The sequence below is a fragment of the Tsukamurella sp. M9C genome, assembly GCF_020169415.1.
GTDB lineage: Bacteria > Actinomycetota > Actinomycetes > Mycobacteriales > Mycobacteriaceae > Tsukamurella.
In genome coordinates, this window is sequence record NZ_JAIULG010000012.1 from 1 (window position 1) to 25,231 (window position 25,231).

A 25,231-nucleotide genomic window follows, 5' to 3' on the forward strand; every position below is an offset into this window, starting at 1 on the left:
TCCCGGGCGGGGCGGGTGACGCCGTGCCGGTCACCCGGATCCGCGCCGGTGACGTGGACCAGTCCGAGCTGGTGGAGCTGCTGAGCCCGTCGCTGTTCGCCGAGGAGCGCATCGTCGTCCTCGAGTCCGCGGGTGAGGCGGGCAAGGCCCCCGTCGACCTCATCGTCGAGGCGGCGAAGAACCCGCCGGACGGCATCACCCTGGTGATCGAGCACAGCGGCGGCGGCCGGGCGAAGGCCATGGTCGCCGCGCTGAAGAAGGCCGGCGCGGAGCTGGTCGAGGTGCCCACGATCACGTCCGCGCGCGACCGGGCGGACTTCGCCAAGTCGGAGTTCCGGGCGCAGAAGGTGCGCGTCTCCGACGAGCTGGTGGACCTGCTGGTGGATTCCGTCGGCAAGGACCTGCGGGAGCTCGCCGCGGCGATCGCGCAGCTCGTCTCGGACACGGGCGGCAGGGTGGACCTGGCCGCGGTACACCGCTATTACGCGGGTCGCGCCGAGGTCACCGGCTTCGAGATCGCCGACAAGGCCGTCGCCGGGCAGGTCGCGGCCGCGCTGGAGGCGCTGCGCTGGGCCCAGCACCGCGGCACGCCGCACGTGCTCATCGCCGACGCGCTCGCGGACGCGGTGCACTCCGTCGCGCGGATCCGCGGCCTGGGGCGCACCCCCGACCAGTACCGGGACGCGGGGGAGCTGGGCATGGCGCCGTGGAAGGTGAAGAAGATGACGCAGGTGGCGCGACGGTGGCGCGCCGAGAACGTCGCCGGGGCGCTGCAGGCCGTCGCCGCCGCGAACGCCGACGTGAAGGGCCAGGCCGCGGACCCGGACTACGCGCTGGAGATCGCGGTCCGCAAGGTCGCCACCCTCGCGGGCTGAACCCGGCGCCTGAGCGGCGGGGCGGGAGGAAGGCACCGTCGAACGGTGCCCGCACCCGGATACGCGAAAACCGCGCCGTACCAGTCCCGGCCCGCGTGGTGCCGGGGGGTGGTGCGGCGCGGTGATACGCGCGTCTAGCGGAAGATCAGAGCTTGTTGAGAGCCAGGGAGAGCGCCGACTTCTTGTTGGCGGCCTGGTTGGCGTGGATGACGCCGGCGCTGGCGGCCTTGTCGAGCTGGCGGCTGGTGCTCACGAGGAGCTCGCCGGCCTTGGCCTTGTCCCCGGAGTCGATGGCCTCGCGGAAGTGGCGGATGGCGGTACGCAGCGACGACTTCGCCGACTGGTTGCGCAGACGGTTGCGCTCGTTGGTCTTGATCCGCTTGATCTGGGACTTGATGTTGGCCACGCGTTCAAACTCTCTTGTCTCGAAAGGGCAGCCGGTGATGACTGCCGACGTACCAGGTTACCAGCGGCCCGGACACAACCCAAATCGCGGCACCGCCTGCGGGAACGGTGCTCGACATCAACATTGCCACGCCGTGAACGAGAGCGCTGCCGAAACGGCGCTGGTGCGGCACGATGGCCGGGTGACCCCGCAGAAACAGGCCAAGTCCGCGACCCGGAAGCAGGCCGCCGCACCCCGACTGTCCGACGAGGCGCCCCTCTTCGCCGGCTACGACGACGCACCGTCGTTCGGGCGGGCGTTCGACGAGATGTTCGCCGACGACGGCACCGTTCGCACCCCGTACAAGCGGATCTTCGGCGCCCTCTCGTCGGCCGACGAGTCGGACCTGGCGGCCCGGGTCGACGCGCTCGGCGCCGCCTTCATCGACCAGGGCATCACCTTCTCGCTGGAGGGCCGCGAGCGGCCCTTCCCGCTGGATCTCGTGCCCCGCGTCATCGCGGCCGCGGAGTGGAACCGTCTCGAGAAGGGCATCAAGCAGCGCGTGCAGGCGCTGGAGATGTTCCTCGACGACATCTACTCGGAGCAGGAGATCCTGCGCGACGGCGTCGTCCCCAAGCGGCTGGTCACCTCCTGCGCCCACTTCCACCGGCAGGCCGCGGGCATCCGCCCGCCCAACGGAGTGCGCATCCACGTCGCCGGCATCGACCTGATCCGGGACGCCGAGGGCACGTTCCGCGTCCTGGAGGACAACCTGCGGTCCCCGTCGGGCGTGAGCTACGTCATGGAGAACCGCCGGACCATGGCGCAGGTCTTCCCCGACCTGTTCCAGCGGCACCGCGTGCGCGCCGTCGCCGACTACAGCTCCCACCTGCTGCGCGCGCTGCGCCGCTCCGCCGCCTCCAACGAGGCCGACCCGACGGTCGTCGTGCTCACCCCGGGCATGGCCAACTCGGCCTACTTCGAGCACTCGCTGCTCGCCCGGCAGATGGGCGTCGAGTTGGTCGAGGGGCGGGACCTCTTCTGCCGCGACAACGTGGTCTACATGCGCACGACGAGCGGCGAGCAGCAGGTCGACGTGATCTACCGCCGCATCGACGACGAGTTCCTCGACCCGATGCAGTTCCTCCCGAACTCGGTGCTCGGCGTCGCGGGCCTGCTCAACGCCGCCCGCGCCGGCAATGTGGTGATCAGCTCCGCGGTCGGTAACGGCGTCGCCGACGACAAGCTGACCTACACCTACGTGCCCGACATCATCGACTACTACCTCGGTGAGAAGCCGCTGCTGCAGAACGTCGACACCCTGCGCTGCTGGCTCGACGACGAGTGCGAGGAGGTGCTCGACCGCATCGACGAGCTCGTCATCAAGCCCGTCGAGGGCTCGGGCGGCTACGGCATCGTCTTCGGCCCCGACGCGAGCGAGAAGGAGCTCGCGACCATCCGCCGCAAGGTCGTCGCGGATCCGCGCGGCTGGATCGCGCAGCCGGTCATGCAGTTGTCGACGGTGCCGACCAAGATCGGCGAGCAGGCCCGCCCGCGCCACGTCGACCTGCGGCCGTTCGCGGTCAACGACGGCGACGACGTCTGGGTTCTGCCCGGCGGCCTCACCCGCGTCGCGCTGCCCGAGGGCTCCCTCGTCGTGAACTCGAGCCAGGGCGGCGGCTCCAAGGACACCTGGGTCCTCGCGGCCCGGTCCTCCGCCGCCGAGGCGGAACTCGAAGGCGTGGAGGTGGTCCCGAGCCGGGACCTCGCCGAACAGCAGCAGGTGGAGCTCGGCCCCGAGCTCAGCTCGCAGGACCAACAACAGCAGCAGGCTCGAGAGGAGGTCCGTGATGCTCGCCCGTAACGCGGAGGCGCTGTACTGGATCGGACGGTACGCCGAACGCGCCGACGACACCGCCCGCATGCTCGACGTGACCGTGCACCAGTTCCTCGAGGACGCCACCGTCGACGAGGACCGGGTCTCCCGCCAGCTCGTCCGCGTCCTCGGCATCCCCGAGCCGCCGGCCGACCAGCCGCTCGACCTGCGCTCGGTCACCGAGGTCGTCGCCTACAACCGCGACCCGGGCAGTGGTTCGATCGCCGCCACCGTCGCCTCCGCCCGCGAGAACGCCCGCGGCGCACGGGAGGTCACGAGCTCCGAGATGTGGGAGTGCCTCAACTCCACGTACAACGGCCTCGCCGAGCGCGAGCGCGCGGCCCGTCGGCTCGGCCCGCACGAGTTCCTCAACTACATCAAGAACCGCGCGGCGATGTTCTCCGGCCTCACCGATTCGACGCTCTCGCGCGACGAGGGCTACCGCTTCCTGCTCCTGGGGCGCTCCATCGAGCGGATGGACATGGCGGTGCGCCTGCTCCTCTCGCGCGCCGGCGACCGGGCGAACGCCCCCACGTGGGTCACGGTGCTCCGCGCGACGGGCGCCCACGACACGTACCTGCGCACGCACCGCGGCGTGCTCGACGCCACTCGCGTGGTCGAGTTCATCCTCGTCGACCGGCTGTTCCCGCGGTCGGTGATCCACGCGCTCACCACGGCGGAGGACTGCCTGGGCGCCATCGAGGGCGGGCGTGAGGGCCGTCTCGGCACCCGCACGGAGGCGCAGCGCCTCCTCGGCCGCGCCCGCGGCGAGCTCGAGTTCCTCGCCCCCGGCGAACTCCTCGAGGACCTGCAGCGGCGGCTCCTCGCGCTGCAGGAGCTCGGGCAGGCCGCCGGCGAGGCGGTCACCGCCCGCTACTTCCACGTGACGCCCTACGTCGCGTGGACCGACGCCCGCGCCCGGGGCGACATCGACACCATCCTGGAGGGGGAGCTGTGAGCTGGCGTCTTCGAGTCGTGCACTCCACCGGTTTCGGCTACAACGCGCCGGTCACCTCGTCGTACAACGAGGCCCGCCTGACGCCGCGCAGCGACCAACGGCAGAATGTCATCCTCAACCGCGTGGAGACGGTGCCCGCCACCCGCGCCTACCGGTACACCGACTACTGGGGAACCGCGGTCACCGCCTTCGACCTGCACGCCCCGCACACCGCGCTCGAGGTCACCGGCGCCTCCGTCGTGGAGACCGAGGCCGCCGACGACACCGGCGATGTGGTCGGCTGGGACGAGCTCGCGACCGACCGCGTGCGCGACCGGTTCGACGAGCTGCTCAGCTACACCGACTACGTGCCCAAGCACCGCAAGCTCACGGCGCAGGCCAAGAAGCTGGTCAAGGATCTGGAGCTCGACGAGGCCGTGCTCGCGGTGTGCCGCTGGGTGCACGAGGAGCTGGACTACGTGCCCGGCACGACGGGCGTGCACTCGTCGGCGATCGACGCATGGGACGAGCGCAAGGGCGTGTGCCAGGACTACGCGCACCTCACGCTGCTCCTGCTGCGCAGCGTCGGCATTCCCGCCCGGTACGTCTCGGGGTACCTGCACCCGCAGCGCGACGCGGAGGTCGGGTCGACGGTGGCGGGGGAGTCGCACGCCTGGATCGAGGCGTGGACGGGGCAGTGGCGCGGCTACGACCCCACCAACGACGTCCCCATCGGCGAGCGGCACGTCTCGGTCGGTGTGGGCCGCGACTACGCCGACGTTCCGCCCCTGCGCGGCGTGATCGCGGGCGGTGGCGCGTCCGACCTCGACGTGGTCGTGGAGATCACCCGCCTCGCATGATGATTCGCTGCGCATGACCGACGACACCCCGCTGTGGATCGCAGTCCGCGGGGCGCGGGTGCACAACCTGCGCTCCCTCGACGTCGACGTGCCGCTGCGCCGCCTCGTCGCGATCGCCGGCGTCTCCGGCAGCGGCAAGTCCTCGCTGGCCATGGGCGTGCTCTACGCCGAGGGCTCGCGCCGCTACCTGGAGGCGCTGTCGACGTACACGCGCCGCCGCATGGCGCAGGCGCCCCGCGCCGCCGTCGACTCCGTGGAGCACGTCCCCGCGGCGCTCGCGTTGCGGCAGCGGCCCGGCGTCCCAGGCGTCCGGAGCACCTTCGGTACCAGCACGGAGCTGCTGAACGTGCTGCGGCTCATGTTCTCCCGCCTCGCCTCCCACCGCTGCCCGAACGGCCACTACCTCGACCCGACCATCGACGTCGCCGCCGGCCTCGACCTCACCTGCCCGCAGTGCGGCGCCGTCTTCTCCCCGCCCGGCGCGGAGGCGCTGGCCTTCAACTCCGACGGCGCCTGCCCCACCTGCTCGGGCACGGGCGTCGTCCGCGCGATCGACGGGGCCGCGCTGGTGCCGGACCCGTCGAAGACGATCGCCGACGGTGCCGTCGCGCCCTGGTCGATGTTCGGCTTCTCGTTCATGCCGCAGGTCGTCGCCGACCTCGGGGTCCGCATCGACGTGCCGTACGTCGAGCTGACCGACGCCGAGCGCGAGATCGTGCTGCACGGCCCCGCCGAGAAGCGCAAGGTCGCGGTTTCCAGCAAGAACGGCAAGCTCTTCGAGGTCAACTTCACCTACCGCAGCGCGAACGCCGCCGTGCAGGAGGCGCTCGACAAGGCGACCACGGAGGCGGGCCTCGGGCGGGTCAACCGGTTCGTGCACGCGGGCCCGTGCGGCGACTGCGACGGCACCCGGCTCGGCCCCGGGGCTCGGGCGCCGCGGATCGGCGGCCTCGGCCTCGCCGACGTCAGCGCCATGACGCTCGACGAGGTCGTGACGTGGGCGCCCGGCACCGTCGGGCCCCTTCCGGCGGACATGCGCGCGATGGCGGCGATCCTCGTCGACACCCTCGAGACGATCGCCCGGCGACTCCTGGAGCTCGGTCTCGGCTACCTCGGCCTGGACCGCGCCGCGGCGACGCTCTCCACGGGCGAGCGACAGCGAGTGCAGCTCGCGCGGGCGGTCCGCAACCGCACGACCGGGGTGCTCTACGTACTCGACGAGCCGTCGGTCGGGCTGCACCCCGCCAACGTGGAGGGACTGCTCGGCGTGGTCCGGGACCTGTTGCGGGACGGGAACTCCGTGATCGTCGTCGACCACGACCTCGACGTGCTGCGCGAGGCCGAGCACCTCATCGAGATCGGCCCCGGCTCGGGCGCCGAGGGCGGACGCCTCCTCGCGCAGGGCACCGTCGCCGAGATCGAGGCCGACGGCGCGTCCGTCCTCGGTCCCTTCCTGGCCGGCCGCGAACCCGTCCGCACCAGGCCCCGCACACCCGACGACGAGATCTTCGCGCGCGGCCGGATCCACCTGGAGACCGCGCCGATCCACACCGTGCACGCCCTCGCCGTCGACGTCCCCGTCGGGCGGGTCACGGCGGTCACCGGGGTCTCCGGATCCGGCAAGTCGACGCTGGTGCTGGAGGGCCTGGTCCCCGCGCTCACCGCGGCGGCCGCGGGCGAGCCCCTGCCGCCGCACGTCACCGCGCTCGACGCACCGGGCCTCGGCCGCGTGAACCTCGTGGACGCCACGCCCATCGGCGTCAACGTGCGCTCGACGGTCGCCACCTACAGCGGCGTGCTCGACGACCTGCGGCGCGAGTACGCGAAGACCGCCGCCGCGAAGTCCGCGGACCTCAAGGCCGGCGCGTTCTCGTACAACACGGGCGCGCTGCGCTGCCCGCGGTGCGACGGCACGGGCCAGGTCTCGCTCGACGTGCAATTCCTGCCGGACGTCGACATCGAATGCCCGGCCTGCCTGGGCCGACGGTACGCGCCCGAGGCCGCGTCGGTGCGGTGGCCGGAACCCGACGGGCTCGCCCTCCCGGACCTGTTGGCGCTCAGCGTCCGCGAGGCCGCCGAGGTCGTGCCGGTGCCGCGGATCGCGAAGAAGCTGCGCACCCTGGCCGACCTCGGCCTCGGCTACCTCACGCTCGGCGAGGCGACCCCGGCCCTCTCCGGCGGCGAGGCGCAGCGGCTCAAGCTCGCGGGGGAGCTGGGCCGCGACCAGTCTGACGCGGTCTTCGTACTCGACGAGCCGTCGGTGGGCCTGCACCCGCGCGACGTCCGCGTGCTGCTCGACGTGCTGCAGCGGCTCGTCGACCGCGGCGCGACCGTGATCGTCGTCGAGCACGACCTCGACATGATCGCGAACGCCGACCACGTGATCGACCTGGGCCCGGGCGGCGGGGCCGCGGGCGGCACCGTCGTCGCGGAGGGCACGCCCGACGAGGTGGCCGCGTCACGGGTGAGCGTGACGGGACGGTTCCTGCGGGAGCACCTGAGTACCTGAGCGCCGGAACGCGCGCGCGATGTATGCGTTGCTTACATGAGCCGGACGCGCTAATGTAAGCAGCGTTAACCGCAGTCGTTCGCAGGGAGCCCCACCATGCCGAAGCGCATCCTCACCGTCGTCACCAACGTCGGCCACTACGACGACCCGTCGCACCGGACCGGGTTGTGGCTCTCCGAGCTCACGCACGCGTGGCACGTCTTCGAGGAGGCGGGTTTCGAGCAGGTGCTCGTGAGCCCGCAGGGCGGGGAGGTGCCGCTCGAGCCGCGGTCGCTGAAGTTCCCGAACTACGACAGGACGGCGAAGGCCTGGCGCGCGGACCCGTCGCGGATGGCCCTGCTGACGAGCACGAAGAGCCCGGACGAGATCGACTCCGCGGAGTTCGAAGCGATCTTCTTCACCGGCGGCCACGCCGTGATGTACGACTTCCCGGACAGCGAGGGGCTGCAGCGGATCAGCCGCGAGATCTTCGAGCGCGGCGGCGTCGTCTCCTCCGTCTGCCACGGCTACTGCGGGCTGCTCAACACCAGGCTCTCGAACGGCGAGTACCTCGTCGCAGGCCGGAAGGTGACGGGTTTCGCGTGGCAGGAGGAGGTGCTCGCCCGCGTCGACAAGCTGGTCCCGTACAACGCCGAGGACGAGATGAAGAAGCGGGGCGCGCTCTACGAGAAGGCCAGGCTCCCGTTCGTCTCGTACGCGATCTCCGACGGCAACCTCGTCACCGGCCAGAACCCCGGCTCCGCGAAGGCGACCGCGCGCAAGGTCGTCGAGGTGCTGGGCTGACTCAGCTCCAGCCGTACTCGTCGCGCAGGCGCTGCGCGACGGACTCGAAGCGCCGCCGGTCCAGCACGGCGCCCTCGCGACGGATGCCGTCCTCCGGCACGTCGAGGACGCGGTCGAGCCGCACCCAGGAGGGCCGCTGATCGGTGTCCCAGGGGCCGGACCCGATGCCCACCCAGTCCGGATCGCCCATGTGGCGCTCCTGGCTGGACAGCATGAGCCCGAGCAGGCTGTTCACCGAGCGTCCCACCACGAGCACCGGCCGGTCCTTGCCCTGGCCGGCGTTCGGCCCCGTCGTCTCCTCGAACTCCACCCAGGTCCACACGATCTCGCCCGGGTCGGCCTGCCCGTCGAGCTGCGGGGCGTAGAAGACGCCGCGCGCCATCAGTGCGGTCGGGGTGAACGTGCGGGTCACGGGCCGGCCCGGCGTGAACTCCTTGGGCTCCGCCGGCGCCTCCAGCCCGAGCGCCTGGTTCACGGTCTGCGTGACCACCTGGGTGATCGCGTCCCGGCCGGCGCGGACCGGGGGACTGTTCACGACCTGCGCGGCGAGGCGGGGGCCGTGCTCGCGTGCGAGCTTGGCCGCCACGGCCGCGAAGCGGGTGAAGTCGTTCGCCATACCCCTCAGGATAAGCCCGGACCGCCGATGGTCGCTCGCGCGACGAATTCCGGCGGTCCCGCTCGTATGTACCTGTGACGACCCGTTCCGAGCACAGGAGACCGCCATGACCATCCGCACCGACACCGACCTGTACGACGCCACCGTCGCCGAGCGCACCCGGATGGCCGCGCTGCTCGCGGCCCTCACTCCGACGCAGTGGGCCGCCGCCTCGCTGTGTGCGGGCTGGCGCGTCCGCGAGGTGGTCGCGCACCTGAACATGACCGATACCCAGACGCAGGAGCAGTTCGGCGCCGCGCTCGCCGAGGCGGGCGGCGACATCAACGCCGCGGTCGACCGCACCGCCCGCGACGACGTCGCCCGCTACTCCGACGCCGAGCTGCTGGCGATCCAGCAGGCGCGCGTCGCGAGCCGGTGGACGCCGGGGCCCGGCGCGACGCAGGGCGCGCTCGCCCACGAGGTGATCCACGGGCTCGACATCACGGTCCCGCTGGGCCTGCCCGGCCCGGCGCCCGAGGTGCTCGCGGCGACGGTCGCCGGCTCGACCGCGGAGGGCCTCGCCTTCTTCGGCGTCGACCTCACCGGCCTGCGCCTGACCGCCGTCGACTCCGACCTGGTCCTCGGTGACGGCCCGCAGGAGATCCCGTTGCCGACGGCCACGATCGTCCTGATCGCGACGGGCCGACGTCCGGTCCCGGACCCCGCCGTCGTGGGATGATCGCGGCTGTGGCGGAAGTCGACGAGGCGGTGATCGACGAGGGACTCCTCGGCGAGCTGCGCCCCGAGCTGGTCCGCTACTGCTATCGGATGATCGGCGACGGGGCGGGCGCCGAGGACGCCGCGCAGGAGGTGCTCCTGCGGCTGTGGCGTACGCGGGCGACCTACGATCCGGCGCGCGCGAGCGTGCGGACCTGGGCGTACGCGATCGCGTCCCGGTACTGCATCGACCTGCTCCGCGCCGCTCCGCGCAAGGCACTCCCGACGGACCTGTCGGAGCGGAACGGCGCGGGGGACCAGGCCTTCGCGGAGTTGCGGCCCGGCAGTTGGGTGACGCCCCTGCCGGACGCCGGCGGCGATCCGGCCGCTGCCGCCGAGCGGCACGAGACCATCCGGATGGCCTTCGTCGCGGCGCTGCAGCACCTCACGCCGTCGCAGCGCGCGGTGCTCGTCCTGCGCGACGTCTACCGGCACAGCGCCGCCGAGACCGCGTCGATGCTGGGGATCAGCGCGGCCGCGGCGCACTCGTCGCTGCAGCGCGCCCGGAAGGTGCTCGCGGGGGCGGAGCCGGCACCGTCGGACGTCCCGGCTCCCGACGTGGACCAGCGGCTGCTCGACGGTTTCGTCCGCGCCTTCGAGCGGCACGACGTGGCCGGACTCGCCGCTCTGCTCGCCGAGGACGTCGTCTTCTCCATGCCGCCCGTCGCCTTCTGGCTGCGGGGCGCCGACGACTACGCGGCGCTGTTCGGCTCGGGCGACGCCTGCGTCGGGCACCGTCTCGTCGCGACGACCGCGAACGGCTGCCCGGCGTTCGGGCAGTACGCGCCCGGCGACGAGGACGGGATGCGCCCGTTCGCCCTCGTCGTCCTCGAGTCCGACGGTGCCCGCATCACCCGGGTGACCACGTGCCTCGACCAGGCGGACCGGTTCGAGGCCTTCGGCCTCCCGGCCCGCCTGTAGCGGCCGAAGGTCAGCCGCCCGAGACGAGCTCCGCACACCGCTCGCCCACCAGCATCACGGTGATGTTGGGGTTGACCGTGGTGTGCTCGGGGAAGACGGACGCGTCCGCCACCCGCAGGCCCGCGGTGCCCTTGACCCGCAGCTCGGGGTCCACGGGCGACATCGGGTCGTCGGCCGCACCCATGCGCACGGTCCCCACCGGGTGGTAGACGGTGTTGTGCGTGCGCCGGATGTAGTCGGCGAGCTCGGCGTCGGTCTGCGCGCCCGGGCCGGGGTACAGCTCCCGCTCGATCCAGTCCTTGAGCGGTCCCGCCTCCGCGATCTCCCGCGCCTTCCGGATGCCCGCGATCATCACCTTCATGTCATGCCCCTCGGGGTCGGTGAAGTACCGCGGGTCCACCTTGGGCTTGTCCCGGAAGTCCCGCGACCGCAGCCGGACGGTGCCGCGCGAGCGCGCGTGCGTGACGTTCGGCGTGAGGCAGAAGGTGTTCTCCGCCGTGGGGTAGCCCTGGCGCAGCGTGTGCATGTCGAAGGGCACGCTGCCGTAGTGCATCATCAGGTCCGGCCGGTCGAGGCCGTACTCGGTGGGGGTGAAGATGCCGATCTCCCACCACTGGGTCGACTCGCGCACCATCGGCTGCGAGGTCTCGAAGCCGATCACGCCCTCCGGGTGGTCCTGCAGGTGCGCGCCGACGCCGGGGGAGTCGACGAGCACGTCGACGCCGGTCTCGCGCAGGTGATCCGCGGGGCCGATCCCCGAGAGCATGAGCAGCTTCGGCGAATCGATCGCGCCCGCGCTGACGATCACCTCGCGGCGCGCGGCCACGAACGTGGTGCGGCCGAAGGCGTTGTCCGTGATGTCCACGCCCGTCGCGCGGGGCGTTCCGCCGCTCGTGTCGAAGACGACCTTCTTCGCCCACGCGCCGGTGCGGATCGTGAGGTTCTCCCGGTCCAGCACGGGGTGCAGGTAGCTCACCGACGAGGACGAACGCGTCCCGTCGGCCCGGCGGTTGATCTGGAAGAAGCCGGCGCCGTTGGTCACCGTCGTCCCGGTGTTGAACTCGGCCCGCGGGATGCCCACCTCCTCGCAGGAATCCAGCAGGGCGACGCCGCACGGGTCCTTCGGCGGCACGGACATGATGTGCACGGGCCCGGACCGGCCGTGGTGCTCGCCGGGGGCGTCGTTGGTCTCGATCTTCGGGTACAAGCGGTACACCGAATCGGCGCCCCACCCGGCGGCGCCGTGGTCGCGCTCCCAGGAGTCCAGGTCCTCGCGCGGCGCCCAGAAGGCGATGCAGCTGTTGTGGGAACTGCAGCCGCCCAGCACCTTCGCGCGGGCGTGCCGCATGAAGGAGTTCCCGTTCTCCTGCGGCTCGATGGGGTAGTCCCAGTCGTACCCCGACTCCAGCAGCTCCATCCACCGGTCCAGTTGCAGGATCGCCTCGTCGCCCACGTCCGACGGTCCCGCCTCCAGCAGGCAGACCGTCACCGTCGGGTCCTCCGACAGGCGCGCGGCGACCGCGGCCCCGGCCGATCCGGCACCCACCACCACGTAGTCGAAGACGTCCTCGTCCCGTGCGTCCTCAGCGCTCACTTAGGCGTCCTTCCGCTCGGCGAACCATCCGGTCACGGACGGCCGCAGGTTCTCGTACACGTGCTTGGCCTCGAGGTACTCGCCGAGGCCGGTGGGCCCGAGCTCGCGCCCGATGCCCGATGCGCCGAATCCTCCCCACTCCGCCTGGGGGAGGTACGGGCCGAAGTCGTTGATCCAGACGGTGCCGTGCCGCAGCCGGCGCGCCACCCGCTTGGCCCGACCGCCGTCCGCCGACCACACGGCGCCCGCGAGGCCGTACTCGGTGTCATTGGCGATGGCCACGGCCTCGTCCTCGGTCGTGAAGGTTTCGACGGTGACGGTGGGCCCGAAGGCCTCGTCGTGCACGCAGGCCATCGACGGATCGCACTGGTCCAGCACCGTCGGGAGGTAGAAGAAGCCCGCGTCCAGAGAACCCGAGCCCTGGTCGCCCGTGGCGAAGGCGCCGCCCGTGCGGACCACCGCACCGTCCTCGCGGGCCTTCTCGACGTAGGCGTGCACCTTGTCGCGGTGCGCGGCGGAGATCAGCGGCCCGGTCTCGGTGCCCTCGGTGTAGGGCAGGCCCTGCCGGATGCCCTCGGCGCGGCGGACGAGCTCGTCGACGAAGGCGTCGTGCACGGACTCCTCGACCACGAGGCGCGCGCCCGCGGAGCACACCTGGCCCGAGTGCAGGAAGGCGGCATTGAGCGCGTTGTCCACCGCGGCCGCGAGGCCTTCCGGCGTGGCGCAGGCGTCGGCGAAGATCACGTTGGGGTTCTTGCCGCCCAGCTCGAGCGCCACCTTCTTCACGGTCCCGGAGGCGTTCGCGGCGATGAGGCGGCCCGTCACGAGGCCGCCCGTGAACGATACGAGGTCGACGTCGGGATGCGTGGACAACGGCGCGCCGGCCTGCGCTCCGGCGCCGAGGACGAGGTTGGCCACGCCGTCGGGCAGGCCCACCTCCTGCAGCACCTTCATCAGCAGGATCGAGGTGTGCGGGGTGAGCTCGGAGGGCTTGAGCACGAACGTGTCCCCGGCCGCCAGCGCCGGCGCGACCTTCCACGCGGCCTGCAACAGCGGGTAGTTCCAGGGGGTGATCATCGCGCACACGCCGACCGGCTCGTAGACGATCTGCGAGGCGACGTCGGCGGAGCCGGCGTCCACGATGCGCCCGCTGTCCTGGCCGGCGAGCTTGCCGAAATAGCGGAAGCAGGCGGCGATGTCGGCCATGTCGAGCTCGGACTCGTACAGCCGCTTGCCGGTGTCGGCGGTCTCGGCGCGCGCGAACTCGTCGCGGCGGCGGTCGATCGCGTCGGCGACGCGCAGCAGCAGATCGCCGCGCTCCGCGGCGGAGGTGAGCGGCCAGGGGCCGGTGTCGAAGGCCCGACGCGCCGCGGCGATCGCGGCCTCGGTGTCGGCGGCGGTCGCCTCGTCGACGACGCCGGCCTCGGAGCCGTCGGCGGGGCAGACGATCGTGCGGGTGCCGCCGCCCTCGCTGTGGCGCCAGGCGCCGTCGATGAACAGGGTGGGTTCGGTCATGCGGGTGTCCCTTCGGTTTCCGTGGACGCGTCGGCGTCGGGATCGGTGCGGGTGACGGCGGATTCGTCGTGGCCGTCGTGATGGTCGCCAGCGGCGCGCCGCAGGTGCAGGTAGCCGAGGTGTCGCTCGTACTGGTCGAGGATGTCGCCGATGATCTGCTCACGGGTGTAGCCGCCCAGCGTGTACCCCTGCGAGCCCTCGGCGAGATAGACCTCGCAGCGGAAGTAGCGGTCGTCGGAGCGCTGCGCGAGGATCGCGTAGCTCGGCGCCGGCGCCGAGACCGGCCACACGCAGTACTCGAAGTGCGGCTCGCCGGCCAGGTCGACCTTGAGCGTGGGGGAGGGGAGCGACTCACTGCGGCCGGACTCGTCGATCGTGGCGGAGACGCCCTCGGCGGCGAATTCGGCTGCCACGTCGCGCATCGCGGGCGCCACCGAGTTCTCGAGGAAGCGCAGCGTCGCGGCGCGGCCCGGGTACTGGACCGTCGCGAGGAGCCGGCGACGCCAGCTGCCCGGCTCTCCGCCGCTGCGCCCGGCCGCGAGCGACTTCGGCAGCGCGGTGCGGTAGCTGTCGTGTTTGTAGGACTCGGTGTGCAGCGCCCGCAGCAGCGCGATGCCCACCAGGGCGAGCACGAAGGAGAAGGGCAGGCCCATGATGATGGTCGCCTTCTGCAGCGTCACGATCGATCCCTCGTTGCCGGCGAACAGCATCGCTAGCGTGAGCAGGCCGATCGCGAAGGACCAGAAGATGCGGGTGCTCCGCGCGCAGTCCGCCATCGGGTCGTCGAGCTTGCTGGTGAAGTTGCCCATCACCAGGGAGCCGGAGTCGGCGCTGGTGACGTAGAACAGCAGCCCGGTGATGGTGGCGATCGCCAGGAGCAGCGGTGCGCCGGGGTACTTCTCGAGCAGCGAGTAGAAGCCCACCTCGGGTGTCGACGCGGTGGCCTCCGCGAAGCCCTTGTCGCCGCGGGCCACATCGAGGGCGCTGTTCCCGAACACCGAGATCCACACCAGGATGAAGCTGAACGGGACCACCAGCACGCCGAACACGAATTGGCGCAGGGTGCGGCCGCGCGAGATCCGCGCGAGGAACAGGCCCACGAACGGCGCCCACGCCACCCACCACGCCCAGAAGAACAGCGTCCACGCGTCGAGCCAGCCCGACGGGTCGTTGCCCGGGACCTCGGGGTTCACCTGGCCCCACGCGAAGGTGTCCATCGTGCGATCGAGGAAGGTCGAGACGTAGTCGCCGGTGTTCTGCACCAGGGCGTTGAGCAGGAAGTCGGACTTCCCGGCGACGAGGATGTACACCAGCATCAGGATCGCGAGGATCACGTTGAGCTCGCTGAGCCGGCGGATGCCCTTGTCGACGCCGGACGTCGCCGAGATCGTCGCGACGATGACCGACAGCACGATGAGCCCGATCTGCGCGGCCTTGCCCTGCGGTATGCCGAACAGCGTGTTGAGCCCGTAGTTGAGCTGCACGATGCCGATGCCGAGCGACGTCGCGATGCCGAAGATGGTGCCGAGCACGGCAGCCACGTCGACCGCGTCGCCGAGCCGGCCGTGCACGCGCTTGCCGAGGATCGGGTAGAGCGCCGCGCGGATCGTGAGCGGCAGGTTGTGCCGGAAGGCGAAGTACGCCAGCGCCCCGCCCATGAGGGCGTACATCGCCCAGCCGGTGATGCCGTAGTGGAAGACGGTCCACGTCACCGCCTCGCGCGCGGCGTGGTTGGTCTCCCCGGTCCCGACGGGCGGATTCATGTAGTGGCTCACCGGCTCGGCCACGGAGAAGAACATCAGGTCGATGCCGATGCCCGCCGCGAAGAGCATCGACGTCCAGGTGAAGAGGCTGTACTCGGGGCGCGATTCCTCGGGACCGAGGCGGTAGGTGCCGTAGCGGCTCAGGCCGATGAAGACGACCACGCCGACGATGCCCGTCGCCAGGAGGAAGTACCACCAGCCGAACCAGGTGGTGATGAAGTCGACCACGCCGCTGATCACGCTCTCCGCGGTCTCGGGAGAGGCGAGTGCCCACAGGGCGAGGGCGAGGACCGAGCCCGCGGCGGCGAAGAAGACTCGGTGGTTCAAGGAGCTCGTCGGTGTCGGTGTGTTCTCTACTGGTTTCGATATTCGTGAGGATTCAGAATCACTCATATCGTTCGACGTTACCGTGGTGGGCGTGAAACCGGACGAGGTCGGTCATTACCCGGACGCGCCGCGGTGACGGTGATCCGCGCCTATCGCGCCGCCGACGCGGCCGCCCTGCGTGCTCTGTTCGTGCGCGCCGGCGCGGGCTCGCCGTCGGGGGAACTGTGGCGGCACCCGGCGTCGGAGAGGGCCGTCTACCTGGACCCCTACATCGAGCACTGCCCGGAATCGCTGTTCGTCGCCGAGCGCGACGGGGCGCTCGTCGGCTATCTCACGGGCTGCCCTCCGAGGTCGTCCCTGCCCTCGGAAGACGACCGGCTGGTCGCCGCGCTCCGTAGCCCGGCCGTGCTGCTGCGTCCGGCGACGGCGCGATTCCTCGGGCGCGCCGCGCTGGACCTCGCGACGGTGTGCCGCCGCGAACCGTCGGCCTCGGGAGAGCTGAAGGACGAGCGCTGGCCCGCCCACCTGCACATCGACGTCGCGCCGGAGGCGCGGGGGACCGGCGCGGCGTACGGACTCATGGAGGCGTGGACCGAGGCCCTGAACGGCGCCGGCTGCCACCTGCAGACGCTCGTAGAGAACGTCCGTGCGGTGCGGTTCTTCGAGCGCTGCGGGTTCGTCCCGCACGGCACCAGCCCGACGGTGCCGGGCGTGCGGTACCGCGGCGCCCGGGTCCACCAGCTCACCATGGTGCGGCCTTGTCCGGCGGCATGAGAAACTGACAGGTGACGTGTGCCGGGAACCCGGCCAGCCGCCCGAGGAGTGAGACCGATTCCCAGCTTCGCCGATACCACCTTCACGGATCCCGCCCGGATCCGTAACTTCTGCATCATCGCGCACATCGACCACGGCAAGTCGACCCTGGCCGACCGGATGCTGCAGCTCACGGGTGTGGTCGAGGAGCGCGCCATGCGGGCGCAGTACCTCGACCGGATGGACATCGAGCGCGAGCGCGGCATCACCATCAAGGCGCAGAACGTGCGGTTGCCGTGGACGGTCAAGGGAGAGGACGGCTCCGACGAGGAGTACGTCCTGCACATGATCGACACGCCGGGCCACGTGGACTTCACCTACGAGGTCTCCCGCGCCCTGGAGGCCTGCGAGGGCGCGATCCTCCTGGTCGACGCCGCGCAGGGCATCGAGGCGCAGACGCTGGCGAACCTGTACCTGGCGATGGACAAGGACCTGGAGATCATCCCGGTCCTCAACAAGATCGACCTCCCCGCCGCCGATCCCGATCGCTACGCCGAGGAGATCGCGCACATCACCGGCTGCGAGCCGGAGGACGTGCTGCGGGTCTCGGGCAAGACCGGCGTCGGCGTCGACGCCCTGCTCGACCGCGTGATCGAGAAGGTCCCGCCGCCCGTCGGCGACGCCGACGCGCCCGCCCGCGCGATGATCTTCGACTCCGTCTACGACACCTACCGCGGCGTCGTCACCTACATCCGCGTGGTCGACGGGAAGATCGTCCCGCGCGAGAAGATCCAGATGATGTCGACGGGCGCCACCCACGAACTGCTCGAGGTCGGCATCGTCTCGCCCGAGCCGAAGCCCTCGAAGGGCCTGGGCGTGGGCGAGGTGGGCTACCTCATCACCGGCGTGAAGGACGTGCGCCAGTCGAAGGTCGGCGACACCGTGACCACCGCGCGCAAGGGCGCCGAGGAGCCGCTGACGGGCTACGAGGAGCCCCGGCCGATGGTCTACTCGGGCCTCTACCCGGTGGACGGATCGGACTACCCGGCGCTGCGTGAGGCGCTGGACAAGCTGCAGCTCAACGACGCCGCGCTGACCTACGAGCCGGAGACCTCCGTGGCGCTCGGCTTCGGCTTCCGCTGCGGCTTCCTCGGGCTGCTGCACATGGAGATCACCCGCGAGCGGCTGCAGCGCGAGTTCGGCCTCGACCTGATCTCCACGGCGCCCAACGTCGTTTACCGCGTGGTCGGCGAGGACGGCAAGGAGCTGATCGTCACCAACCCGTCGGACTGGCCCGACGGCAAGCTGCGCGAGACCTACGAGCCGATCACCAAGACCACGATCATCGCGCCGAGCGAGTTCGTCGGCACGATCATGGAGCTGTGCCAGTCGCGGCGCGGCGAGCTCGGCGGCATGGACTACCTGTCGGAGAGCCGCGTCGAGCTGCGCTACACGCTGCCGATGGCGGAGATCATCTTCGACTTCTTCGACTCGCTGAAGTCGCGGACCCGCGGCTACGCCTCGCTGGACTACGAGGAGGCCGGCGAGCAGCAGTCCGATCTGGTCAAGGTCGACATCCTGCTGCAGGGCGAGGCCGTCGACGCGTTCAGCGCGATCGTGCACCGCGACGGCGCCCAGGCCTACGGCAACAAGATGACCGTCAAGCTCAAGGAACTCATCCCGCGCCAGCAGTTCGAGGTGCCGGTGCAGGCCGCGATCGGCTCGAAGATCATCGCCCGCGAGAACATCCGCGCCATCCGCAAGGACGTGCTCGCCAAGTGCTACGGCGGCGACATCAGCCGTAAGCGCAAGCTGCTCGAGAAGCAGAAGGAGGGCAAGAAGCGCATGAAGACGATCGGTCGGGTCGACGTGCCGCAGGAGGCCTTCGTGGCAGCGCTGTCGTCCGACTCCTCGGCCGACAAGCCCAAGGGGAAGTAGGGGCCGGTCATGGGCGGTGGGCACGATCACGGGCCGAAGGCCCCGCTCCGCCCGGACCTGTCGAAGTACGCGCTGGTGGCGGTCGCCGCCGGCGTACTCACCATCGGGCTCAAGGTCCTCGCCTGGCGGCTGACCGGCTCGGTCGGCCTGTTGTCGGACGCCGCCGAGTCCTCGGTGAACCTCGTGGCCGCGATCGCGGCCTACGTGGCGCTCAAGGTGGCCGCCCGGCCCGCCGACCGCGGCCACAACTTCGGGCACACCAAGGCCGAGTACTTCTCGGCGGTGCTCGAGGGCGTGATGATCGTGGTCGCGGCCGGGGTCATCATCGTCTCCGCGGTCAACCGCCTGTTCCACCCGCAGGAACTCGAGCAGGTGGGGACGGGCCTCGCGATCTCCGTCCTGGCCACGGCCATCAACGGAGCCGTCGGCCTGTACCTGCTCCGGGTGGGCCGGGCACATCGGTCCCTGGCGCTGCAGGCCGACGGCAAGCACCTCCTCACCGACGTCTGGACCACGGTCGGCGTGATCGCCGGCGTGCTCCTGGTGGCGCTCACCGGCTGGCTGCCGCTCGACCCGCTCATCGCCATCGCCGTCGCGGTGAACATCCTCGTCGTGGGCGTCCGCCTCGTCCTGGGCTCGGGTGCGGGCCTCATGGACGCGGCCATGCCCGACGAGGACCGGGCGCGCCTCGACGAGGTGCTCGACCGGCACCGCGCCGACGGCATCGAGTTCCACGACGTCCGGACCCGGGAATCCGGGCACGAGCGGTTCGCGCAGATGCACATGCTGGTCCCCGGGGAGTGGACCGTGGAGCGCGCGCACGACCTGTCGGAACAGGTGGAGCAGGAACTGGCGGATCAGTTCGCGGACCTGCGCACCACGATCCACGTCGAGCCGATCGGCGATCCTCGGGCCTACGAGGACTGGCGCCTGAACTGACCCGGAGTCAGCGCCCGTCGATGGTGCCGCTCAATGCTTCCAGCCCGTCGCGGTAGATGCCCGCGAACAGGGTCTCGAGCTCGGCCTCGGTCCCCGTGCCGGGGAAGAACCTGCCCGACCACTGGACTTCGGCCTCGTCGGGACGGCTCGGGATCGAATGCACCCGAATCGTGGAATCGTAGGCGCTCACCGGGAAGGGCGAGTCGACGATCGTGTAGCTGTAGGACCGCCGGGCGGCGTCGAAGGAGGTCAATTCCTCGGTGACGACGCCGCCGTCAGCGGTCGTGAGCCGTCGTACCCGGCCACCGCGCTCGAGTGTGCTCGCGGTGATGAACGGGAGCCAGTCCGGGAGGGAGCCGAATCCGCCGATGAGGTTCCAGACGACGTCGGGTGCGGCGGAGACGGTGCGGCTCAGGGAGATCGATGCCATGATGTGTTCCTTTCGAGGAGATCAGTGTCCGCCGGGGAGCGGTGCCGCGGCGTCCACGAGTCCCGAGGCTCGGAGGTCCGCCCAGAAGGCGTCGGGAACCGTCGTCGCGAGCGCGGCGACGTCCTCGGCGATCCGCGAGGGGCGACTCGCCCCGGGGATGACGGCGGCAGAGACCGGATGCGCGAGGGAGAACTGGAGTGCGGCGGCCTTGATCGGGATGCCGTGGCGGTCGGTCAGCGCGCGGAGGCGGGTGACGCGCTCGAGGACATGGTCGGGTGCCTGCTGGTACTCGAAGGTGGTGCCGCCCGCGAGGACTCCGGAGCTGTACGGGCCTCCGACCACCATGCTCACGCCCTGTTCCTCCGCCAGTGGCAGCAGGCGGGAGAGCGCGGCGCGGTGGTCGAGCAGCGTGTACCGGCCTGCGAGGAGGAACGCGTCGGGGCGCGGCTCGTCCAGGGCAAGGGTGAGCTCGATCGGCTCGACCTTGTTGACACCCAGGCCCCACGTGGTGATGACGCCCTGCTCCCGCAGGTCCTGCAGGACGCGGAACGCCCCGGTGCGCGCGATCTCGAAGTGGTGCAGCCAGTCGTCGCCGTGGAAGTCCTGCGCGATGTCGTGCACCCAGACGGTGTCGATCCGGTCCACGCCCATGCGGGTGAGGCTGTCCTCGATCGATCGCTTAGTGGCGTCGGCGCTGTAGTCGTCGACCATCCGGTTCGGGAGGCCGTGCTCGAAGAGGCCGCCCTTCTCGCCCAGGTCGCGCGCGGAGGTGTCCTCGACGTCGTCGAGGATCACCCGCCCCACCTTCGTGGAGAGGACGTAGTCGTCCCGGTCGTGCTGCGAGAGCATCTCGCCGAGGCGGATCTCGGCGAGCCCCGCCCCGTAGAAGGGAGCGGTGTCGTAGTAACGGACGCCCTGGTCCCAGGCCGAATCGAGGGTGGCGCGGGCCTCCTCGTCGGGGATGGCGCGGAACATGTTGCCCATCGGGGCGGTGCCGAAGCCGAGCGGGCTCCGGAGAAGATCGTGGAAGCTCATGATGCCTTTCGGGTGTTCGAGTGTTCGGGTGTCGGAAGGTGGGGGATTCAGCCGTTGAAGGCGGCCGGGTGCGGGCCGGTGCGGCCGTCGGCCTCCAGCGCGTCGATGGCGGCGATCTCGGTGTCGTCGAGCGTGAAGCCGAACAGGTCGAGGTTCGCCGCGATGCGGCTGGGCGTCACCGACTTCGGGATGACGACGGTGCCGTGCTGCAGGTGCCAGCGCAGCACCACCTGCGCCGGCGTGACGCCGTGGCGCGCCGCGGCGGCGGTGACCGCGGGCGAGTCCAGGGCCGCGCCCTGGGCGAGCGGGCTCCAGGCCTCGGTCGCGATGCCGAGGCGGCGGTTCGCGGCCGTCGTCGCGCGGTTCTGCAGGGCCGGGTGCAGTTCGATCTGGTTGACGGCGGGCAGGATCCCGCCGAGCCCGGCGATCCGGTCGAGGTGCTCGGGCAGGAAGTTGGAGACCCCGATGGACCGGGTGCCCGCGCCGCGGAGCTCCTGCAGCTCGCGCCAGGTGTCGAGGTACGCGTCGGTGGCCGGCGCCGGCCAGTGGATGAGGTACAGGTCGACCTGGTCGAGCCCGAGCCGCTCGAGGCTCGCCTCGAGTGCGGGGCGCGCCCGGTCCGCGCCGAGGTCCGCGACCCACAGCTTGGTGGTGATGAAGAGCTCCTCGCGGGGGATCGCCGCGGCGGCGAGGGCGCGACCCACGCCGGCCTCGTTGCCGTAGATCATGGCGGTGTCGATGCTGCGGTAGCCGGCCTCGAGGGCCGCCTCGACGGCGCGCTGGGCCTCGTCGTCCGGTACCTGGAAGACGCCGAAGCCGACGTGGGGCATGAGGACGCCGTCGTTGAGCGTGACGGTCGGGATGGTGGTCATGGGGGTTCTCCTCGGTGTGTGAAGGGGGTGAACGTGAGTCACGCGGCGACGGGGACCGGCGCGGGTGCCGGGGCGGGGGCGTGCTCGCCGCCGGCGACGCGGGTGGCGACGACGTAGGCGAGGAGGCCCGCGAGGGTGATGCCGGCGCCCACCCAGAGCGGCGAGACGTAGCCGAGGCCGGCTGCGAGGGTGAGCCCGCCCGCCCAGGCGCCGAAGGCGTTGCCCAGGTTGAACGCGGCGATGTTGGCGCCGGAGGCGAGCGTGGGGGCGTCGGCGGCGTAGTTCATGATGCGCATCTGCAGGCCCGGCACCGTCGCGAAACCGAAGGCGCCCATCAGGACCAGGGCGACGACCGTCGCGACCTGGGACGTGGCGGTGAGGGCGAAGACGCCGAGCACGACGGTCAGGGCGGCGAGCAGGACGATGAGCGTCAGCGGCAGGTTCCGGTCGGCGGCACGACCACCGAGCAGGTTGCCGACGAACAGACCGACACCGAACAGGACGAGCAGCCACGGCACGGAGGACGACGCGAAGCCGCCGACCTCGGTCAGAGTGAAGGCGATGTAGGTGAAGGCGCCGAACATGCCGCCGTAGCCGAGCACGGTGACCAGCATCGACAGCCACACCTGGCGGCTGCGGAAGATCCGGAACTCGGCGAAGGGATTGGCGCCGGTCGTCGCAGCCGGGGTCGTGCGCACCAGCGCGGCGATGCCGGCGAGGGCGACGACGCCGATGGCGGTGATGGCCCAGAACGTCGAGCGCCAGCCCGCGGCCTGGCCGAGGAAGGTGCCGAGCGGGACGCCGAGGACGTTCGACACGGTGAGGCCCGCGAACATGATGGAAATGGCTGCGGCGCGCTTGTTCTCGGGAACGAGATCGGCGGCGACGACGGCGCCGATGCCGAAGAAGGCGCCGTGGCACAGCGCGGCGACGATGCGCCCGGCGAGCATGAACTCGTAGCTGTCGGCGAGGGCGGACATCATGTTGCCGACGATGAACAGGACCAGGAGGCCGAGGAGGGCGTGCTTGCGGTTGACCCGCCCGAGCGCCGCGGTGAGGATGATGCCGCCGATGGCCACGGACAGCGCGTATCCGGAGATGAGGTAGCCGGCGACGGTCTCGGTGACCCCGAAGTCGGCGGCGACCTCGGGGAGGAGGCCCATGATGACGAACTCGGTGAGTCCGATGCCGAAGCCGCCGAGGGCGAGCGCGAGGAGCGCGAGAGGCATGAGTGTTCCTTCGATGAGTGGAATCTATGAGCGCGTCTGCAATCACCGGCGTCTGCAGTAGTTGCACACACAACGACTAGATAGTTGCACACGCGGGTAATCCTCGCAAGGTGCTATGCTCGTCGTCACGAGGAAAGGGGTGCCGACCATGGGTATCGCCGACGATGCGGTGGAGATCCGCGCGCAGGGCTGGCGCACGCTCGTGGCCCTGCACGCGCTCATCGAGAACGAACTGGAGCGGTCGCTGCAGTCGGGTCACGACCTCTCCGTGGTCGAGTACACCGTGCTCGATGCTCTGAGCCGCCAGGACGGCTGGCACATGCGCATGCGTCAACTCGCTCGTGCCGCGGCGTTGTCCAGTAGTGCGACGACGCGCCTCGTCACGCGCCTCGAGGATCGGGGGCTGCTCACTCGGATCCTGTGCGCCGACGATCGTCGCGGGATCTATACCGAGCTCACTCCGGCCGGCTGGGAGCTGCTCACGGCGGCGCGTCCGACGCACGAGCGGGTGCTGCGGGACGCCCTCGCCGAGGCTGCGGAGCAGCCCGAGCTGAGGCTCCTCGTCGACGCGGTTCACGTGAAGGCTCCTGAGGCGGCGCCCGCCTCCTGACCGGCTCTGCTGTGAATCACGGGAAACTCCAGCAACTTCCGTCTCTCCAGTTGTCCGATATGTTGGTTTTCCCTACCTTTCGCGCGACAATGTGACCGGCGTCACACTGGCGCCGGGCCGCGTCGGCGGCCAGTCGTCGTTCGACGGAGGATTGGGGAGATCAACCATGAAGATGAGGACAACCGGAGTGCTCGGGCTCGCTGTCGCGGGCGTCGCATCGATGCTCTCGGTCGGTACGGCCGCCGCGGATCCCGCGCCGCCGTACGTGGATCTGCAGGCCTTCGGCTACGTCAGTTGCGGCGGTCCGCTGCCGGACAGGGCCGAGCCGAACTCGCTGACCGACCACGGCTGGGTCACCAACCACGGGCCGGGAACGGCCTACGACGTGCGGGTGTGGTTCAACGGCGGTGTCAGCAAGTCCGTCGGCATGTTGGCGCCGGGGCAGTCGCTCCAGATCGAGCAGGTCGTGCCGAGCTGGGGATGCCCGTTCCGCGCGATCCCCGTCAAGGCGTCGACGAGCACCTACGACATCAACAGCGGCAACAACTGGTGGGCGGCGCGCAACTGAGGGCGTGCCGGCTCACTCAGGCGAGCGTCGCCTCGAGGCCGAGGAACCGCCCGTAGTCGCGGACGGGGCCCGCGAGGCGGCGCTTCGCCGTGGCGGTGATCTTGGTGAAGGGCTCGACGGTCACGGTCACCGTCTTCGCGGTGGCCTTCTTGGACCACACGCCCACGATCTCGCCGTCGATCACGACCATCGGCTTGAAGACGCCGTTGCGCCCCGGCACGATCCGGCTGAGGTACGCCTCGTCGAGCTGGGCTGCGCGCGAACCGTATCCGATGATGTACTCGTCGAAGCCGGGGAGGAGCAGGGGGCGCGCGAGTGCTTCGTCGACCTCTGCGTCCGTCAGGTCGACGGTGCCGGGCGCGACCAGGTACCGCGTGCCCGCGAGCGTCACCTGTTCGACGGCGCCGTCCGCGGCCGCGATGCCCTCGTCGACGGCGCCCATGGGGAGATAGGCCCACTTCCCGATGTCCTGCCGGGTCACGGGGCCACGGCCGGCGACGAACCGGGAGACCGCCTCGCCGAGAGCATGTTCCGGATCCCGGCGCTCCGTCACCCAGTCGTCGGCCAGGGCGAAGACGTCGACCTTCGGCGCGGGATCGGCGAAGACGATCGCCATGAGCTCGGTGAGGTCCCTCAGGATGTGGCCGGTCTGCGAGTTGTCCAGCGGCAGGCCCGCATCCGCGCACGCGGCGACCAGCTCGGGCCGGGTGCGGGAGGCGCCGTCGGCGAGCTCCGCCCGGATGATCCGCTCGGCGTCCGCCATCATCGTCTCCGTGATCCCCAATTGGGGGCGGCGCTTCGCGGCCTCCGCGCGCGAGCGGACCGTGAGCGCGGCGCTGAGCCAGTGCAGGTCCTCCGGCGCGGTGATCTGCAGGGTGCCGCGCGCGGGACGGTTCCGGGTGATCCGCCCCGCGGCGAGGTCGCCCAGCACCGTCGCGTCGTCGGGGTGCTCGGACGCGCGCAGCGAGAGCGCGAACCGCGCCGCGGCACCGTCCTGCGCCTGAATCGCGAGCATGCCGCGCGCCGCGTCCGGGGCGGTGCGCCAGTCCCGCACGCCGGGCACGAGCCCCTGGGCGCGGAGGCGGAGCGCACGGATGCGGCGGATCTCGGGATCGACGGCGGCCATGGGCGGAATCCTGC

At 71.1% G+C, this 25,231-nt stretch carries 23 protein-coding genes; 13 read left to right on the top strand and 10 right to left on the bottom strand.

All coding sequences use genetic code 11. From position 1 onward, the window contains the following. Nucleotides 1-875 (top strand): DNA polymerase III subunit delta (holA, locus tag LB823_RS08370; protein ID WP_224646416.1); only part of this gene is annotated, 875 nt, incomplete at its 5' end. Between the two features lie 145 nt (nt 876-1,020). On the opposite strand, the gene rpsT is transcribed toward holA, so the two are convergent. Next, nucleotides 1,021-1,281, bottom strand: a complete 261-nt coding sequence (rpsT, locus tag LB823_RS08375; RefSeq protein ID WP_224646417.1) for a 30S ribosomal protein S20 — start codon at nt 1,279-1,281, stop codon at nt 1,021-1,023. Nucleotides 1,282-1,588: 307 nt separating this feature from the next. Here rpsT and LB823_RS08380 point away from each other — a divergent pair, with 307 nt between their 5' ends. From LB823_RS08380 to LB823_RS08400, 5 genes are all read left to right on the top strand, one after another. After that, nucleotides 1,589-3,124, top strand: coding sequence for a circularly permuted type 2 ATP-grasp protein (locus LB823_RS08380; protein WP_224646543.1), 1,536 nt, complete (start codon nt 1,589-1,591; stop codon nt 3,122-3,124). Then, nucleotides 3,111-4,094 (top strand): alpha-E domain-containing protein, encoded by a 984-nt coding sequence (locus tag LB823_RS08385; protein ID WP_224646418.1) that lies wholly within the window; start codon nt 3,111-3,113, stop codon nt 4,092-4,094. Before LB823_RS08380 ends, LB823_RS08385 begins: the two co-directional genes overlap by 14 nt. Next, nucleotides 4,091-4,933 carry a transglutaminase family protein gene (locus LB823_RS08390; RefSeq protein WP_224646419.1) on the top strand — a complete coding sequence of 281 codons (843 nt, stop codon included), beginning with the start codon at nt 4,091-4,093 and terminating at the stop codon, nt 4,931-4,933. The genes LB823_RS08385 and LB823_RS08390 overlap by 4 nt, the downstream gene beginning before the upstream one ends. A 13-nt stretch (nt 4,934-4,946) precedes the next feature. Beyond that, nucleotides 4,947-7,442, top strand: a complete 2,496-nt coding sequence (locus tag LB823_RS08395; protein WP_224646422.1) for an excinuclease ABC subunit UvrA — start codon at nt 4,947-4,949, stop codon at nt 7,440-7,442. 96 nt (nt 7,443-7,538) lie between these two features. Beyond that, on the top strand, nt 7,539-8,225 hold the full coding sequence (locus LB823_RS08400) for a type 1 glutamine amidotransferase domain-containing protein (protein ID WP_224646424.1): 687 nt from the start codon (nt 7,539-7,541) through the stop codon (nt 8,223-8,225). 1 nt (nt 8,226) lies between these two features. Here LB823_RS08400 and LB823_RS08405 read toward each other — a convergent pair whose 3' ends face one another. Further along, a complete protein-coding gene (locus LB823_RS08405; protein WP_224646426.1) occupies nt 8,227-8,841 on the bottom strand; it encodes a type II toxin-antitoxin system PemK/MazF family toxin in 615 nt (204 codons plus the stop codon). A 106-nt stretch (nt 8,842-8,947) separates the two neighbouring features. Here LB823_RS08405 and LB823_RS08410 point away from each other — a divergent pair, with 106 nt between their 5' ends. Both LB823_RS08410 and LB823_RS08415 read left to right on the top strand, forming a co-directional pair. Then, complete coding sequence (locus tag LB823_RS08410) at nt 8,948-9,559, top strand: maleylpyruvate isomerase family mycothiol-dependent enzyme (protein ID WP_224646428.1); 612 nt, start codon at nt 8,948-8,950, stop codon at nt 9,557-9,559. Nucleotides 9,560-9,567: 8 nt separating this feature from the next. Next, the gene (locus LB823_RS08415; RefSeq protein ID WP_224646430.1) at nt 9,568-10,518 is read left to right on the top strand and encodes an RNA polymerase subunit sigma-70; all 951 of its coding nucleotides are present in this window, start codon (nt 9,568-9,570) and stop codon (nt 10,516-10,518) included. Between the two features lie 10 nt (nt 10,519-10,528). Here the strand turns inward: LB823_RS08415 and LB823_RS08420 are convergent, their stop codons facing one another. The 3 genes from LB823_RS08420 to betT are packed head-to-tail and all read right to left on the bottom strand — an operon-like array spanning nt 10,529 to nt 15,783. After that, the gene (locus LB823_RS08420; protein WP_224646431.1) at nt 10,529-12,112 is read right to left on the bottom strand and encodes a GMC family oxidoreductase; all 1,584 of its coding nucleotides are present in this window, start codon (nt 12,110-12,112) and stop codon (nt 10,529-10,531) included. Beyond that, on the bottom strand, nt 12,113-13,627 hold the full coding sequence (locus LB823_RS08425; protein WP_224646434.1) for an aldehyde dehydrogenase family protein: 1,515 nt from the start codon (nt 13,625-13,627) through the stop codon (nt 12,113-12,115). After that, nucleotides 13,624-15,783, bottom strand: a complete 2,160-nt coding sequence (gene betT / locus LB823_RS08430; protein WP_224646436.1) for a choline BCCT transporter BetT — start codon at nt 15,781-15,783, stop codon at nt 13,624-13,626. The genes LB823_RS08425 and betT overlap by 4 nt, the downstream gene beginning before the upstream one ends. 66 nt (nt 15,784-15,849) lie before the next feature. Here betT and LB823_RS08435 point away from each other — a divergent pair, with 66 nt between their 5' ends. Genes LB823_RS08435 through LB823_RS08445 form a run of 3 tightly spaced genes read left to right on the top strand, consistent with a single transcriptional unit; the run spans nt 15,850 to nt 19,347 of the window. Next, nucleotides 15,850-16,491: an N-acetyltransferase gene (locus tag LB823_RS08435; RefSeq protein WP_224646437.1), complete on the top strand. Its 642-nt coding sequence runs from the start codon at nt 15,850-15,852 to the stop codon at nt 16,489-16,491. Nucleotides 16,492-16,539: 48 nt separating this feature from the next. After that, nucleotides 16,540-18,408 (top strand): translation elongation factor 4, encoded by a 1,869-nt coding sequence (gene lepA / locus LB823_RS08440; protein WP_224646439.1) that lies wholly within the window; start codon nt 16,540-16,542, stop codon nt 18,406-18,408. A 9-nt stretch (nt 18,409-18,417) separates the two neighbouring features. Then, nucleotides 18,418-19,347: a cation diffusion facilitator family transporter gene (locus LB823_RS08445; RefSeq protein WP_224646441.1), complete on the top strand. Its 930-nt coding sequence runs from the start codon at nt 18,418-18,420 to the stop codon at nt 19,345-19,347. 7 nt (nt 19,348-19,354) lie between these two features. Here the strand turns inward: LB823_RS08445 and LB823_RS08450 are convergent, their stop codons facing one another. From LB823_RS08450 to LB823_RS08465, 4 genes are read right to left on the bottom strand one after another with little or no spacing between them, the layout of a single operon-like run. Then, nucleotides 19,355-19,777, bottom strand: coding sequence for an SRPBCC family protein (locus LB823_RS08450; protein WP_224646442.1), 423 nt, complete (start codon nt 19,775-19,777; stop codon nt 19,355-19,357). A 21-nt stretch (nt 19,778-19,798) separates the two neighbouring features. Further along, nucleotides 19,799-20,812 carry an aldo/keto reductase gene (locus LB823_RS08455; protein ID WP_224646444.1) on the bottom strand — a complete coding sequence of 338 codons (1,014 nt, stop codon included), beginning with the start codon at nt 20,810-20,812 and terminating at the stop codon, nt 19,799-19,801. 47 nt (nt 20,813-20,859) lie between these two features. Then, nucleotides 20,860-21,684 carry an aldo/keto reductase gene (locus LB823_RS08460; RefSeq protein WP_224646446.1) on the bottom strand — a complete coding sequence of 275 codons (825 nt, stop codon included), beginning with the start codon at nt 21,682-21,684 and terminating at the stop codon, nt 20,860-20,862. A 38-nt stretch (nt 21,685-21,722) separates the two neighbouring features. Continuing rightward, nucleotides 21,723-22,913, bottom strand: a complete 1,191-nt coding sequence (locus tag LB823_RS08465; protein WP_224646448.1) for an MFS transporter — start codon at nt 22,911-22,913, stop codon at nt 21,723-21,725. Between the two features lie 148 nt (nt 22,914-23,061). Here LB823_RS08465 and LB823_RS08470 point away from each other — a divergent pair, with 148 nt between their 5' ends. Then, nucleotides 23,062-23,523: a MarR family winged helix-turn-helix transcriptional regulator gene (locus tag LB823_RS08470; protein WP_224646449.1), complete on the top strand. Its 462-nt coding sequence runs from the start codon at nt 23,062-23,064 to the stop codon at nt 23,521-23,523. Between the two features lie 166 nt (nt 23,524-23,689). After that, nucleotides 23,690-24,091, top strand: coding sequence for a hypothetical protein (locus tag LB823_RS08475; protein WP_224646450.1), 402 nt, complete (start codon nt 23,690-23,692; stop codon nt 24,089-24,091). A gap of 16 nt (nt 24,092-24,107) precedes the next feature. Here LB823_RS08475 and LB823_RS08480 read toward each other — a convergent pair whose 3' ends face one another. Further along, entirely contained in the window at nt 24,108-25,217 is a 1,110-nt protein-coding gene (locus tag LB823_RS08480; protein WP_224646451.1) for a winged helix DNA-binding domain-containing protein, read from the bottom strand. Nucleotides 25,218-25,231 lie beyond the last annotated feature (14 nt).

Coding starts and splice junctions, on each gene's coding strand:
- LB823_RS08380 (WP_224646543.1), top strand. CDS start 1,589: ATGTTCGCCGACGACGGCACCGTTCGCACCCCGTACAAGCGGATCTTC.
- LB823_RS08385 (WP_224646418.1), top strand. CDS start 3,111: ATGCTCGCCCGTAACGCGGAGGCGCTGTACTGGATCGGACGGTACGCC.
- LB823_RS08395 (WP_224646422.1), top strand. CDS start 4,947: ATGACCGACGACACCCCGCTGTGGATCGCAGTCCGCGGGGCGCGGGTG.
- LB823_RS08400 (WP_224646424.1), top strand. CDS start 7,539: ATGCCGAAGCGCATCCTCACCGTCGTCACCAACGTCGGCCACTACGAC.
- LB823_RS08405 (WP_224646426.1), bottom strand. CDS start 8,841: ATGGCGAACGACTTCACCCGCTTCGCGGCCGTGGCGGCCAAGCTCGCA.
- LB823_RS08410 (WP_224646428.1), top strand. CDS start 8,948: ATGACCATCCGCACCGACACCGACCTGTACGACGCCACCGTCGCCGAG.
- LB823_RS08425 (WP_224646434.1), bottom strand. CDS start 13,627: ATGACCGAACCCACCCTGTTCATCGACGGCGCCTGGCGCCACAGCGAG.
- betT (WP_224646436.1), bottom strand. CDS start 15,783: ATGAGTGATTCTGAATCCTCACGAATATCGAAACCAGTAGAGAACACA.
- LB823_RS08445 (WP_224646441.1), top strand. CDS start 18,418: ATGGGCGGTGGGCACGATCACGGGCCGAAGGCCCCGCTCCGCCCGGAC.
- LB823_RS08450 (WP_224646442.1), bottom strand. CDS start 19,777: ATGGCATCGATCTCCCTGAGCCGCACCGTCTCCGCCGCACCCGACGTC.
- LB823_RS08455 (WP_224646444.1), bottom strand. CDS start 20,812: ATGAGCTTCCACGATCTTCTCCGGAGCCCGCTCGGCTTCGGCACCGCC.
- LB823_RS08460 (WP_224646446.1), bottom strand. CDS start 21,684: ATGACCACCATCCCGACCGTCACGCTCAACGACGGCGTCCTCATGCCC.
- LB823_RS08465 (WP_224646448.1), bottom strand. CDS start 22,913: ATGCCTCTCGCGCTCCTCGCGCTCGCCCTCGGCGGCTTCGGCATCGGA.
- LB823_RS08470 (WP_224646449.1), top strand. CDS start 23,062: ATGGGTATCGCCGACGATGCGGTGGAGATCCGCGCGCAGGGCTGGCGC.
- LB823_RS08475 (WP_224646450.1), top strand. CDS start 23,690: ATGAAGATGAGGACAACCGGAGTGCTCGGGCTCGCTGTCGCGGGCGTC.
- LB823_RS08480 (WP_224646451.1), bottom strand. CDS start 25,217: ATGGCCGCCGTCGATCCCGAGATCCGCCGCATCCGTGCGCTCCGCCTC.